The sequence below is a fragment of the Nocardioides humilatus genome, assembly GCF_008373755.1.
GTDB lineage: Bacteria > Actinomycetota > Actinomycetes > Propionibacteriales > Nocardioidaceae > Nocardioides > Nocardioides humilatus.
In genome coordinates this window covers 665,142-677,675 of the sequence record NZ_VUJV01000003.1, presented here as the reverse complement: position 1 = coordinate 677,675, position 12,534 = coordinate 665,142, and the positions used below count along the sequence as shown (strand labels likewise).

At 71.6% G+C, this 12,534-nt stretch carries 13 protein-coding genes; 6 read left to right on the top strand and 7 right to left on the bottom strand.

All coding sequences use genetic code 11. The annotated features are described in order from the left end of the window. The first annotated feature begins 6 nt into the window (after positions 1-6). From F0U44_RS11105 to F0U44_RS11085, 5 genes are all read left to right on the top strand, one after another. A complete protein-coding gene (locus F0U44_RS11105; protein WP_246160422.1) occupies positions 7-1,815 on the top strand; it encodes a CocE/NonD family hydrolase in 1,809 nt (602 codons plus the stop codon). 253 nt (positions 1,816-2,068) lie between these two features. Continuing rightward, positions 2,069-3,451 carry a xanthine dehydrogenase small subunit gene (locus tag F0U44_RS11100; RefSeq protein ID WP_149728344.1) on the top strand — a complete coding sequence of 461 codons (1,383 nt, stop codon included), beginning with the start codon at positions 2,069-2,071 and terminating at the stop codon, positions 3,449-3,451. Continuing rightward, complete coding sequence (gene xdhB / locus F0U44_RS11095; RefSeq protein WP_149728343.1) at positions 3,448-5,712, top strand: xanthine dehydrogenase molybdopterin binding subunit; 2,265 nt, start codon at positions 3,448-3,450, stop codon at positions 5,710-5,712. Before F0U44_RS11100 ends, xdhB begins: the two co-directional genes overlap by 4 nt. Further along, positions 5,712-6,554, top strand: a complete 843-nt coding sequence (gene xdhC / locus F0U44_RS11090; RefSeq protein ID WP_149728342.1) for a xanthine dehydrogenase accessory protein XdhC — start codon at positions 5,712-5,714, stop codon at positions 6,552-6,554. Before xdhB ends, xdhC begins: the two co-directional genes overlap by 1 nt. Beyond that, positions 6,551-7,381, top strand: a complete 831-nt coding sequence (locus F0U44_RS11085) for a thioesterase family protein (protein ID WP_149728341.1) — start codon at positions 6,551-6,553, stop codon at positions 7,379-7,381. The genes xdhC and F0U44_RS11085 overlap by 4 nt, the downstream gene beginning before the upstream one ends. Before the next feature lie 9 nt (positions 7,382-7,390). On the opposite strand, the gene F0U44_RS11080 is transcribed toward F0U44_RS11085, so the two are convergent. After that, complete coding sequence (locus tag F0U44_RS11080; protein WP_149728340.1) at positions 7,391-7,747, bottom strand: cupin domain-containing protein; 357 nt, start codon at positions 7,745-7,747, stop codon at positions 7,391-7,393. Between the two features lie 122 nt (positions 7,748-7,869). Here F0U44_RS11080 and F0U44_RS11075 point away from each other — a divergent pair, with 122 nt between their 5' ends. Continuing rightward, on the top strand, positions 7,870-8,319 hold the full coding sequence (locus F0U44_RS11075) for a MerR family transcriptional regulator (RefSeq protein WP_149728339.1): 450 nt from the start codon (positions 7,870-7,872) through the stop codon (positions 8,317-8,319). 11 nt (positions 8,320-8,330) lie between these two features. Here the strand turns inward: F0U44_RS11075 and F0U44_RS11070 are convergent, their stop codons facing one another. Genes F0U44_RS11070 through F0U44_RS11045 form a run of 6 tightly spaced genes read right to left on the bottom strand, consistent with a single transcriptional unit; the run spans position 8,331 to position 12,385 of the window. Continuing rightward, complete coding sequence (locus F0U44_RS11070; protein WP_149728338.1) at positions 8,331-8,816, bottom strand: nucleoside deaminase; 486 nt, start codon at positions 8,814-8,816, stop codon at positions 8,331-8,333. After that, positions 8,816-9,628, bottom strand: a complete 813-nt coding sequence (locus F0U44_RS11065) for a MurR/RpiR family transcriptional regulator (RefSeq protein WP_223163651.1) — start codon at positions 9,626-9,628, stop codon at positions 8,816-8,818. The genes F0U44_RS11070 and F0U44_RS11065 overlap by 1 nt, the downstream gene beginning before the upstream one ends. After that, entirely contained in the window at positions 9,625-10,500 is an 876-nt protein-coding gene (gene pucL, locus F0U44_RS11060) for a factor-independent urate hydroxylase (protein WP_149728337.1), read from the bottom strand. Before pucL ends, F0U44_RS11065 begins: the two co-directional genes overlap by 4 nt. After that, positions 10,500-10,820: a hydroxyisourate hydrolase gene (gene uraH / locus F0U44_RS11055; RefSeq protein WP_149728336.1), complete on the bottom strand. Its 321-nt coding sequence runs from the start codon at positions 10,818-10,820 to the stop codon at positions 10,500-10,502. Before uraH ends, pucL begins: the two co-directional genes overlap by 1 nt. After that, complete coding sequence (gene uraD / locus F0U44_RS11050; protein WP_149728335.1) at positions 10,817-11,311, bottom strand: 2-oxo-4-hydroxy-4-carboxy-5-ureidoimidazoline decarboxylase; 495 nt, start codon at positions 11,309-11,311, stop codon at positions 10,817-10,819. The genes uraH and uraD overlap by 4 nt, the downstream gene beginning before the upstream one ends. Before the next feature lie 3 nt (positions 11,312-11,314). Next, on the bottom strand, positions 11,315-12,385 hold the full coding sequence (locus tag F0U44_RS11045; RefSeq protein ID WP_149728334.1) for a hypothetical protein: 1,071 nt from the start codon (positions 12,383-12,385) through the stop codon (positions 11,315-11,317). Positions 12,386-12,534 lie beyond the last annotated feature (149 nt).

Below are 12,534 nucleotides of genomic sequence, written 5' to 3'. Positions count from 1 at the left end.
CCCTGCGTGCGTCACCTACGGCTGCCTGCCCTCTTCGCGTTCCTGCTGACCCTCGTCGCCCTGGTCCCGACCGGCGCGAGCACCGCGGCAGCCGATCCGACCTACACGGTCACGACGTTGCACTTCAAGACCGTCGTCGGCCCCAAGGACAAGGTGTGCGACGTCGTCGGCGACCTCTACGTGCCGACCACGGCGTCCTCGACCGACCGGGTGCCGGCCGTGCTGACGACCAACGGCTTCGGCGGCTCGAAGGACGACCAGGCCGGGATGGGCAAGGCCTTCGCGGCGCGTGGCTACGTGGTGCTGTCCTACTCCGGCCTCGGGTTCGGCGGCTCCGGCTGCAAGATCACCCTCGACGACCCCGACTGGGACGGCCGGGCGGCGAGCCAGCTGGTCAGCTACCTCGGCGGCGACCCGGGCATCGCGTTTCTCGACGCTGACCACACCCAGCCCGCCCCGACGTTGGACGTGGTCCAGCTCGACGACCGCGATCACGACGGCCAGGCCCGCTCGAACGACCCGCGGGTCGGCACCCTCGGCGGGTCCTACGGCGGCGGCTTCCAGTTCGCGGTCGCTTCCGTCGACGCGCGGGTCGACACGCTCGTCCCGCTCATCACCTGGAACGACCTCAGCTACAGCCTCGACCCCAACAACACCGACCAGGCCTCCGGTGTCTCGTCGGTCCGTCCGGGTGCGGCCAAGACCAACTGGGCGCTCGGCTTCTCCCTGCTCGGCCTGACCGGCGATGCCCAGAACCAGCAGGTGCCGCCCGATGCGACGCCCTGCCCCAACTTCGCCGACTTCGTGTGCCCCGCCCTGGTCTATGCGGGTGCCACCGGCTACCTCTCGCCCCAGCACGTCGCGAAGCTGCGGCACGCCTCAGTCGGGTCCTACCTCGACAAGATCAAGGTGCCCGTCCTGCTGATCCAGGGCGAGAACGACACCCTCTTCAACCTCAACGAGGCGATCGCCACCTACAAGGCGCTCCAGCGTCGCCACGTCGAGACCAAGATGATCTGGCAGTCGTGGGGCCACTCCGGCGGCGCCGCCCCGGGAGAGATCGACCTGGGCAACCCCGACCCCACGCAGCAGTACGAGACCGGCCGGATTCTCGACTGGCTCGACCACTACCTGCTGGACTCGCCGGTCAGCACCGGCCCCGAGTTCGCCTACTACCGCCACTGGAGCACCTACAGCGGCAATGCCGCTCCTGCCTACGCGACCTCGACGAGCTTCCCGGTCGGGGCCAAGAAGGTGTTCCGGCTCTCCGGCGCGGGCGACCTGGTCACCGGTCTGATCACGACGGCGGGCTCGCAGTCGTTCGTCACCCCGCCTGCAGGGGCGCCTACGGAGATCGACACGCTCGACGTGCTGGGCGGCTACGTCGGCGAGCCGGTCAGCGAGGTCTCCGACGTGCCTGGGACCTTCGCCACCTGGCAGACGCCGATCCTGTCGAGCAAGCTCGACGTCGTCGGCCAGCCCGTGGTCAAGGTCAAGGTCGACGCCCCGACCGCGGCGGTCACGCAGAAGTCGGGTCCCGCCGGGATGCTCGTCCTCTTCGTCAAGGTCGCCGACGTCGGCCCCGACGGCAAGGCCCACCTGATCAACGGGCTCGAGGCGCCCGTGCGCATCCCCGATGTGACCAAGCCGTTCACGGTGACACTCCCGGCGATCGTGCATCGCTTCGACCAGGGTCACCGGCTCCGGCTCATCGTCTCCGGCGGCTCGATCAACTACCGCGGCGGGCTCACGCCGGTCCCGGTCACGATCGCCTCGGGCACGGCCCAGAAGCTCACCCTGCCCGTCACGCCCTGATCTCCCCGCCTGATCTCCCGGCGCGTGCAACCAACCGGTCTGCCCGCGCGTCATAGGGGTATTGGGGGGTGCACTGGGGAAGTCATCTCGGCTCAGGAGGTCCCGGTGACCAAGTCGTCGGATTCGCATCACGGGTTGCTGGACCACGTCCACCACGTCAAGGTCCTCATCGCGTGGATGACGCGGAGGCTGGCTCGACTCTGAGTGCGCTTTCCGGGTGCCGACAGGTGCTGTGCGACGTACTCTCCACCGTATGGATCTGCCGCAGGCCACCGTCAACGGTGAGACCCGCAGCCTCTCGGGTGCCGCACCTCCGACGACGGCCCTCGACTGGTTGCGCGGCCTCGGTCTGACCGGCGCCAAGGAGGGCTGCGCGGAGGGCGAGTGCGGTGCCTGCTCCGTGCTCCTCGCCCGTCCGGGCGTCGACTCCCCGACCGAGTGGACCGCGGTCAACGCCTGCCTGCTCCCGGCAGCCGCGCTGTCCGGCCAGGAGGTCGTGACCGCCGAGGGGCTCGGCGACCCCGATGCGCTGCACCCCGTCCAGCAGGAGATGGCCCAGCGCGGCGGGTCGCAGTGCGGCTACTGCACGCCGGGGTTCGTCTGCAGCATGGCGGCCGAGTACTACCGCGCCGGCCGCTGCGCGGACGGCGAGTTCGACCTCCACGCTCTGTCCGGCAACCTGTGCCGCTGCACCGGCTACCGCCCGATCGTCGAGGCAGCGCAGGCGCTCGGCGCGCCGCCGGCCGGCGACCACCTCTCCCTCCGTACGACGGCGCCCCCGCCCTCCGCGACCGCGACCCGGCTGCCGGGCTACCTGCGCCCGGCCGACCTGGCCGAGGCGCTCGCCGCGCTCGCCGAGCCCGGCGCCGTGCCGCTCGCGGGCTCGACCGACCTCGGGGTGGAAGCCAACCTGCGCGGGTCGCGCCCCGAACTGCTCGTGGCCATCGACCACCTCGACGAGCTGCGCACGCTGAGCATCGGGAGCGACGTGATCGAGGTCGGCGCCGCGCTGTCGCTGACCGAGATCGAGCGACGTCTGGCAGGGGCGGTGCCGCTGCTCGAGGACGCCCTTCCGCAGTTCGCCTCGCGCCTGATCCGCAACGGCGCGACCATCGGCGGCAACCTCGGCACCGCATCGCCGATCGGTGACCTGCCGCCGGCGCTGCTGGCACTCGACGCCTCGGTGGTGCTGGTGTCGGCAGCGGGCGAGCGCACGGTCCCGCTGGTCGACTACTTCACCGGCTACCGCGAGACCGTCCTCGCCGAGGGCGAGCTGATCGCCCGGGTGCGGATCCCGCTGCCCCTCGCTCCGGTCACCGCCTTCCACAAGATCGCGAAGCGGCGTTTCGACGACATCTCCTCGGTCGCCGTGGCGTTCGCCCTCGAGATCACCGACGGTGTCGTCGCTCGTGCGGGCATCGGGCTCGGCGGGGTGGCGGCGACGCCGATCCGCGCGACCGCCGCCGAGGCGGCGCTCGTCGGCCAGCCCTGGACCGCCGAGGTGGTCGCTGCGGCCGCCGAGGTGCTCGCCAGCACCGGCACCCCGATCGACGACCACCGGGCGAGCGCGGACTACCGGCGCGCGACCCTCGGCACGTCCCTCGAGAAGCTCTTCGCCGAGGTCGGTGCCTCATGAGTCGCCTCAGCGAACGTCCGGTGCCCGCCGACGTGGGGGTCGCGCGGCCGCACGAGTCGGCCGGCCTCCACGTGACCGGTCGCGCGCTCTACACCGACGACGTCGCGGCACGCACGCCCGGCGTCCTCCACGCGCACCCGGTCTGCGCCCCGCACGCCCACGCGTTGGTGACCCGGCTCGACCCGAAGCCGGCCTACGACGTCGACGGGGTCGTGCGGGTGCTCACGGCCGACGACGTGCCGGGCGTCAACGACGCGGGCACCAAGCACGACGAGCCGCTCTTCCCGGGCGAGGTGATGTTCCACGGCCACGCGGTCGCGTGGGTGCTCGGGGAGACCCTCGAGGCCGCCCGCATCGGCGCGGCAGCCGTCGAGGTCGACTACGAGCCGCTGCCGGCGATCCTCACCGTGGTCGAGGCGATCGAGCAGGAGAGCTTCCAGGGAGCTCAGCCGCGGATGGAGCGCGGTGACGTCGCCACCGGCTTTGCCGCCGCGACGCACGCCTTCGAGGGCGAGATCGACTTCGCCGGCCAGGAGCACTTCTACCTCGAGACCCACGCCTCGCTCGCGCACATCGACGACGACGGCCAGGTCTTCGTGCAGTGCAGCACCCAGCACCCGACCGAGACCCAGGACATCGTCGCCCACGTGCTGGGGCTGGCGAGCCACCAGGTCACGGTCCAGTGCCTGCGGATGGGTGGCGGCTTCGGTGGCAAGGAGATGCAGCCGCACGGCTTCGCGGCGGTCGCCGCCCTCGGGGCGCGACTGACCGGGCGACCGGTCCGGGTGCGGCTCACCCGCCAGCAGGACATGACGATGAGCGGCAAGCGGCACGGCTTCCACGCGACCTGGCGGGTCGGCTTCGACGATGACGGCCTGCTGCAGGCGCTCGAGGCGACGCTGACCTCGGACGGCGGCTGGAGTCTCGACCTCTCCGAGCCGGTGCTCTCGCGCGCCCTGTGCCACATCGACAACGCCTACTGGATCCCGCACTTCCGCGTCGACGGCCGGGTCGCCCGCACCCACAAGACCTCGCAGACCGCCTTCCGTGGGTTCGGTGGTCCCCAGGGGATGCTCGTGATCGAGGACGTCCTGGGCCGCTGCGCTCCGCTCCTCGGCATCGACCCCGTGGAGCTGCGGCGACGCAACTTCTACGTGGAGGGTCAGGCGACGCCGTACGGACAACCGGTGCGGCACGCCGAGCGGCTCACCCGGGCCTGGGACCAGGTGGTCACGACGGGCGACGTCGTGGAGCGGCGCGCGGAGATCGCGCTGGCCAACGCCGCCGACCCCGACCGCAAGCGGGGCCTGGCGATCACGCCGGTGAAGTTCGGGATCTCCTTCAACTTCACCTCGTTCAACCAGGCCGGTGCGCTCGTGCACGTCTACAAGGACGGCTCGGTGCTCATCAACCACGGTGGCACCGAGATGGGCCAGGGGCTGCACACGAAGATGCTGCAGGTCGCGGCGACGGCGCTGGGGCTGCCGATCGAGCGGGTCCGCCTCGCCCCGACGCGCACCGACAAGGTGCCCAACACCTCGGCGACCGCGGCCAGCTCGGGCGCCGACCTCAATGGCGCCGCGGTCAAGGACGCGTGCGACCAGATCCTGGCTCGCCTGCTGCCGGTGCGCGAGCAACTCGGACCGACGGCGATGTGGGACGACGTCGTGCGGACGGCGTACTTCGACCGCATCCAGCTCTGGGCCGCCGGGTTCTACAAGACCGAGGGGCTCTTCTGGGACGGGCGCGCGATGCGCGGCGAGCCGTTCAAGTACTTCGCCTACGGCGTCGCCGCTGCCGAGGTCTCCGTCGACCGTTTCACCGGGGCCTACGAGGTCGACCGGGTCGACATCGTGCACGACGTGGGCGACAGCCTCTCGCCGCTGGTCGACATCGGCCAGATCGAGGGCGGCTTCCTCCAGGGAGTCGGCTGGCTGACCCTGGAGGACCTGCGGTGGGACACCTCCGACGGACCGGGCCGCGGTCGGCTCGCGACCCAGGCGGCATCGACCTACAAGCTGCCCAGCCTCTCGGAGATGCCGGCCGACCTTCGGGTCGCGCTGCTCGAGCGGGCCACCGAGGACGGCGCCGTCTACGGCTCGAAGGCCGTCGGCGAACCGCCCCTCATGCTCGCCTTCGCCGTGCGCGAGGCGCTCCGCGACGCGGTGGCCGCCTTCCGGCCCGCGGGGGAGTCGGTCGAGCTCGCCTCGCCGGCCACGCCGGAGGCCGTCTTCTGGGCGATCCGAGGAGGTCGGGGCTGATGGACTGGCTGCAGGCGCTTCAGCACTGCCGGGAGCGGCGCATCGCGTGTGTGCTGGTGACCGTGACGGACGTGCGCGGTCACGCGCCGCGCGAGGCCGGCGCCAAGCTCGTCGTCACCGAGGACGAGACGTGGGGGAGCGTGGGCGGCGGCAACCTCGAGGAGGCGGCCGTACGACGGGCCCGGGGCCTGCTGCGCGGGCTCGCCCTCACCGGTGCAGCTGCTCCGGTCACCGAGCACCACACGCTCTCGGACAAGGCGCCCGCCGAGCACGGGGTGCAGTGCTGCGGCGGTGAGGTGACCCTGCTGCTCGAGCCGCTCCCGGTGCGGCCGTCCGTCGCGATCTTCGGGATGGGTCATGTCGGCCTGGAGATCGCGCTGCTGCTGAGCCGCCACGAGGTCGAGCTGCACCTGGTCGACTCCCGTGCCGACCAGCTGGAGGCCACCCGGTTGGCGCCGGTGCTTGCCGGACCCGCTTCGGTCGCGGTGCACCAGGTGCCTGTCCTCCCGGAGCTGGTGGTCGCCGAGCTGCCCGCCGGCACCCACGTCCTTGTCCTCACCCACGACCACGCCGAGGACCTCGCGATCCTCGACGCGCTGCTGCGCTCCGAGGTGCCCGCCTCGATCGGCCTCATCGGGTCGAGCGCGAAGTGGACCCGTTTCCAGGCCAAGCTCGCCGACCTGGGTCACGCTCCCGAGGCGGTCGCGCGGGTGCGCACGCCGATCGGTGATCCGGCGCTGACCGGGGTGCCCGGCAAGCAGCCGGCCGCGATTGCGGTGTCCGTCACAGTCGAGGTCCTGAGCCTGATCGGGGCGACTTCGGTCAGTACGCTCGAGCGGTGACTTCTGGCCTCACCGCTACCCGTCCCGACTCCGAGTTCGACCGCGACATCGCGGTCGCGCGCTCCGGCGACGGCTTCGCGGGCACCTTCTCGGACGGCTGGCGGGTCGGCGGCGGCATCAACGGCGGCTTCCAGCTCTCCCTGCTCGGCAACGCCATCCGCGCCGCGCTGCCGGCCCATCCCGACCCGATCGCAGTCAGCGCCTACTACATCACCCCTGCCGTGGCCGGACCGGTCACGGTCGCCGTACGCCCGCAACGGGTGGGGGGTCGCACGGCCACTGTCGCGGCCGACCTCGTGCAGGGCGAGGACACCCGACTGACGGTGCTGGCGACCTACGGCGACCTCGACGCGTTCCCCACCGACGACGTCCGTACGACGGCCGAGCCGATCGACCTCCCGCCGCGCGACCAGTGCGTGCCCAACACGATGGCGCCCGACGAGGTCAAGCAGATGGCGCCCTTTACGCAGCGCTTCGAGATGCTCTTCCACCCCGACGAGGTCGGCTGGGCCGTCGGCAAGCCGAGCGGCATCGGCCAGATCAGCGCCTGGTTCCGGCTCGCCGACGGCCGCGAGCCCGACCCGCTCGCCCTGCTCATGGCCGTCGACGCGCTGCCGCCGGTCACCTTCGACCTCGGCCTGCCGGGCTGGGCGCCGACCGTCGAGCTCAGCGCCCACGTGCGCGCCAAGCCCGCCCCCGGCTGGCTGCGCCTGCGCCACCGCACCCGCAACGTCGCCGGCGGGATGTTCGAGGAGGACTGCGAGGTCTGGGACTCCACCGACCGCCTCGTCGCCCAGTCCCGCCAACTGGCCCTGCTGCCGCGCTGACGCGGGCCGTCAGACGGCGACGGTGTTGATGCCGGGCGTCTCGTCGGCGCGGGTGAACTCGACGAACTCCGCGTCCTCGTCGATGCGGACGTTGTGTCCGGGGCGGATGTAGTAGGCCTCGCCGGCTGCGATCGTCTCGTCGGGGCCGTCGTTGTAGCGCACGGTGACGCTGCCCTGGAGGCAGTAGCCCCAGTGCGGCTCGCTGCACGCGCCGCCGGGCAGGTCGGCGAACATCGGGCCGGTGTCGAGACCGGCCTTCCACTGCTCGAGAGCGACGTACATGCCGCCCGCTTCAGCGCGGTGCTGGTGGCCGAGCCCGTCGAGCTCGATCGCCAGGTCGGTGTTGTCCCGGGTGAAGCTGCCCATGGTCCTTCTCCTTGCTCGCCGGACCGCTGGTCGGTCCGCTGAACGGGGAACGTAGGCCTTGAACCGCAGTGCAATGTCAAGCACTTGACCTTGCACCCGGGTTCAAGGTCTACCGTGGGCAGATGCGGATCTCCGCGCTCGCCGACCAGGTCGGGGTGGCCACCTCCACGGTGCGCTACTACGAGCGGATCGGCCTGCTCACCGGCCCGTCCCGGACCGCCTCGGGCTACCGCGACTACAGCGACGACGACGCGGCCCGGCTGCTCTTCGTGACCCGGGCCCGGCGGATGGGTCTGAGCTGCGACCAGATCAGCTCGCTGCTCGGCATCTGGGCCGGCACCCAGTGCGCCACCGCGGCCGTGCGGGTCGGTGAGCTGATCGAGGAGAAGCAGGTGGAGATCGCCGAGCGGATCGCGGAGCTCCAGCGCTTCGCCGCTCAGCTCGGCGAGGTGCAGGCCACGCTGCTCGCCGAGCCGTCACCGGAGGCCTGCCGTGCCGACCTGAGCTGCTGTGTGCCCGAGTCGCCCGGCCAGGTCGTCATCGACCTGGTGCCGCGCCCGCACTTCGCCTAGCAGGACAGGGCTCAGTAGCGGATGCGGTCGTCCTTGCTGAGCCACGCCTGGAACGGCGCGAAGCCGTCGGGAAGCGGGTGGGCAGTGACCGTCATCGCCCACTCGGAACGAGGGGTGCTGAAGAGCTCGTAGAACGCCCGGTCATCGAATCCACCGCGAGCGGCGTCGTCGCGGTCGGCGGCGAACACCACGCGGTCCAGGCGCGCCCAGAGGGCCGCGGAGACACAGAGGGGGCAGGGTTCGCACGAGGTGAAGAGAGTGCAGCCGGCGAGGGAGAAGTCGCCGATCGAGGCGCAGGCCGCGCGGATCGCGACGACCTCGGCGTGGGCGGTGGGGTCGATGTCGCGGGTGACCCTGTTCTGGCCGCTGGAGACCAGCTCGTCGCCGCGCACGATGACCGCACCGAAGGGCCCGCCGCCGCTGGCCACGTTAGCGGTGGCGAGCTCCACGGCTCGGGCGAGCCAAGCGTCGTCGCCGGCGTTCTGGGGGTCGCTCATCACTCCACCTCGCCCATCCGCTCGTAGGTCTCGGAGATCGTGCGCACCCGGCGGCTGCCGGCGCGGCCACAGGCGCCGAGTACGGCGTCGGCCAGCACGCTGACGAGCGCCATCGGGGCCGCGTAGCTGTCGAACGCCAGGGAGTGCTGCAGCGGGCACTCCAGCCAGATCGAGGCCGCCGAGGCGTGCGCCACTGCGGTCGGGTCACCGACGAGGATGACCGAGGCGCCCGTGGTGCCGGCCTCGGCGAGGAAGTCAGCGAAGCCCTTCGGGCGGCGGCGGAAGCCCACCACGACGACCACGTCGTCGGGTCCCAGCCCGGCGAGCTCCTCACCCAGCGTCTGTCCGGCCACGGGGCCGATCGTGACGTCGGCCCGGGCCTGGACGAGCTGTTCGCGGAGGTGGAGCGCGACCGGATAGCTGTTGCGCCAACCGATGACGAGCACCCGTCGCGCCATCGCAATCAGGCCGGCGACCTCGGGGATGCGCGGGTGCTCGATCGCTCGCAGGATCGCGGTCTGCTCGATCGCGGCGAGCGCCTCGGCGTTGGGTGCACCGTCGACGCGGCGGGGCTCGCCCGCGCTGCGCAGCGCGCGGAGGTGCTCGCGGACCTCGTCGAAGTCCTCGAAGCCGAGGCTCCGGAAGAGCCGACTCATCGTGGCGCGGCTGACTCCCGCAAGGTCGGCGAGCTCGGCGGCGCGATAGGTCGCCAGGTCGTCGAGGTGCTCGAGCAGGGTCGCTGCGGCCCGTCGTTCCTGCGGCGTCAGCGCGTCGTGGCGGTCAGCGATCCGCTCGTCGATCCTCATGCTCATGCCCCGATCCCGGCCCAGGCGCGCGGATCGACAGGTGCGTCGCCGCGGCCGACGGTCGCCGAGATCAGTCCGTAAGGCCGATCAGCGGCGAAGAAGACCTCGCCGGGGTTGTCGAGACCGAGCGGCTCGAGGTCCACGAGGAAGTGGTGCTTGTTGGGGCAGGCGACCTTGATCTCGGCGATCTCGGGCACCGCGTCGAGGGCGGCCGTGGCCATCGCGTGGATCGTCTGCTGCAGGGCGAGGCTGTGCGTGGTCGCGAAGGCACCGGTCATCGCCGCGTGCACCGCCGCGTAGGCCGCGTCGTGGTCGACGTCGAGGCCGGCATAACGCCAGGTCGCCGTCACGCTGGTGGCGAGGATCCGGTCGTGGGTCTCGGCCAGGGTCGTGAAGCGGTCGCGCGGGAACCCGTGGAACTCGCTTCCCGTGCTCTTCAGCACGACGAGGTCGGTGAGGCCGGCGAGGACGAAGGTCTCGTCGCCGTACGTCTGGACCCAGGCGGTGCGGGTCTCCTGGCCGGACCGGACGAACGAGTGCCCGTTGGCGGGCAGCCGCTCCCAGCGATAGCTCTCGGCTGCGAACCAGGTGCCGGTCACCCAGGGCTGTGCGCGCCAGTGCTCCGCGAGCACGAGCAGGAACGCCTCGGGGGACCGCACGCCGTGCTCCCTGGCCAGCGCGTAGACCGAGTTCTTCTGGGTGTCGGTCGCATGGACGTGGCTGTTGTCGCCCTCGGTGTAGGCCGTCGCGAAGTCGCCTCGCAGCTGCGTGGTGACGTTGAGGTCGTGGAGCACGTGGGTGTCGGTCGAGCGGTCCACGTTGACCAGGCGCACCTCCGCCTTGCCGTGCTGCAGGTCGGAGAGCGTGTAGTCAGCCATCAGGAGCCCCGGTAGGTGGTGTAGGCGAACGGGCTGAGCAACAGCGCCACGTGGTAGTGCGGCTCGTCGTCGGCGACCGAGAAGGAGAGGTTGACGGCGGGGAAGAAGGTCTCGCGACCCTGCTCCTCGAACCACTGGCCGGTGCCGAAGAGGAGCTCGTGGTGGCCGGCCGGCACGTCGACCTCGAACCGCGCGCGGCCGTCGACGCCGGTGGACGCCGCGCCGAGCTGGGCCCCGTCGGCCCCGCGCAGGATCACGACCACGCCGGCTGCGGGTTGTCCCAGCGCAGCGTCGAGGACGTGAGTGGAAACGGTGCTCATGCGAACAGATCCTTCACCCGCAGGACCGCGATGTCCTGGAGTTGGCCCACCATGACGTCGTATTCCTCTTCGGGGTCGTTCTGGAGGCGCTCCCGGAGGAGTGCGAGCAGCTGCGGCCCGGTGCGTCCTTTGGCGCGCACCAGGTAGATCCGCCCGAACTTCTCCTCGTAGGCCACGTTGCCCTCGCGCAGTGCCTCGGCGAGCGCGGTGTCTGCCGGATCGACGCCAGCCTGCTCGCGGCTGGACGCGCCAGCACCGGCCTCGCTGCCGGTCGGTCGCTCCCCGATCCGAGGGTGATGGGAGAGCGCCTGGTCGACGTCGACCGGGCTCCAGTCGGCGGCGAGGAGCTCGGCCGCGGCGATCACGGCACCCGAGTCCGGGTAGGGGCGGCCGCCGACGACCGACGCGACCCAGGGGTCGATGTCGGCGCAGGCGCGCAGCAGCGCGTCGGCCTCGGCCAGGGGCAGCGCGTTGAACGCCTCGATGTCCACGGCTCAGATATACCGCGTCGCCCGCAACAGGCGGGTCCGATCCATGCCGAAGACCCACCGCAGGCCGGGGTGCTCGCTCACCGACCAGACCAGGTCCTGCGCGGGCCAGTGGACCAGGTCCTCGGGTCCGGGTGGCGTCGCCCACTTCCGGGTGCGGAACTCGCCGGGTCGTCCGACGTGCATCCAGCCGTAGCGATGGGGGCCGTGCGACGACGTCACGAAGGCCGTGCCGTCGACCACCGCGATGCCCTGCATCCGGGTCAGGCCGTCCTCGTCGTCGAGGATCGGCCGCGAGATGCCGTCCTCGCCCGTCGCGAGCAGGCCGGTGGCGGGGTCAGTCGCGAACCGCGCTATTCGCCGGGTCTGCTTGCTGTTGCCGTATTCACCGACAACCAGGCTCGGCGGCTCGGTGCCGCGGTCGAGCGTCATGAAGGAGTAGCGCAGCCGCTGCAGGCCTTCGTCGGTCGTCGCGCGGTAGGCGAAGCGCACCGGCAGCACGTAGTCGTGGCCGTAGGTCTCCATCCCGGCGGCCGCGGGCACGCGCAGCAGGTCGTCGGTGCGGCAGGTGAAGAACCCGCGGCCGGTGGCGCCGATGTGCAGGTAGGGACCGTGCCAGACGATTCCGCCGGCGTGGGCTCGCAGCGGGGTGAGGCCGGGGACCCCGTCGGTGACGGTCGGCTCGACCAAGAGCACGTGGCGGTAGCGCAGGGCCTCCAGGTCGATGAAGCTGACGCGGCAGCCCTCCTCCTTCTTCTTGGAGTACCACGACGTCACGATCACGTCGCGCTCCACGTCGGTCTGCACCGACGTACTGATGCCCTGCGGCCACCACCGGATGTCCCGGCGGTCGCGGCGCTCCCAGGTCAGCGCCCGGTCGACGGCGAAGCCGAGCATCCGCGGGTGAGGAGCAAACGTACGGCGCATCCGCCGATCCAGGTCGCCGAGCAGTCCGGCCATCCCGACCCGCCCGCCGGCGTACTGCCCCAGCACGCCGGCGAGGGCGTCGATCTCGGCGACGTTCTCCTCGCTGCGGGTGAGGTGCACGCCGTACGGCGGAGAAGGCGTCTGATCCACGACGAACACCGTAACGGGCTACCAGGCCTCCACGGTCAGTCCGTCGACCCGGCTGAACTCGCGAACGTTGCGCGTCACGAGCACGTCGCCGCCCCAGAGAGGAACCGCGATGGCGAGCAGCGATTTCGGCAATTGCAGGCTTAAAGGGG